The organism is Arthrobacter sp. LAPM80 (assembly GCF_046736435.1).
In the GTDB taxonomy this organism is placed as follows: Bacteria; Actinomycetota; Actinomycetes; order Actinomycetales; family Micrococcaceae; genus Specibacter.
Map to the genome: position 1 here is coordinate 1 of NZ_JBCHVD010000080.1, position 333 is coordinate 333.

The 333-nt window shown below is 64.9% G+C and carries 1 protein-coding gene; it reads left to right on the forward strand.

Annotated elements, in window-relative coordinates; all coding sequences use genetic code 11:
- Positions 1-333 (forward strand): HNH endonuclease (locus AAGW05_RS18615; RefSeq protein WP_411806042.1); only part of this gene is annotated, 333 nt, incomplete at both ends.

A 333-nucleotide genomic window follows, 5' to 3' on the forward strand; every position in this document is an offset into this window, starting at 1 on the left:
TACCACCGCGATGCGGACCATGCTGGCGATCAGGGATGAATACTGCCAATTCCCGGGCTGCCTGGCCAAGGCCGCCACCTGCGACATCGACCACCTCTACGCCTACGAACACGGCGGCACCACCACGTATAAGAATCTCGAGCACCTGTGCCACCGCCACCATGCCCGGTTCAAGCACTTCAAGGACGATAGGACCCGCACCGGTGCGTACCGCACCGACCAGTCCCCGGACCGGGCCGCCATCACACTGCGTGGCTGGACCCCGACCATGACAGAAACAGGGGTCGCCTGGACCTCACCGGCAGGCTACTACTACCCGCCGGATTCCGGGGG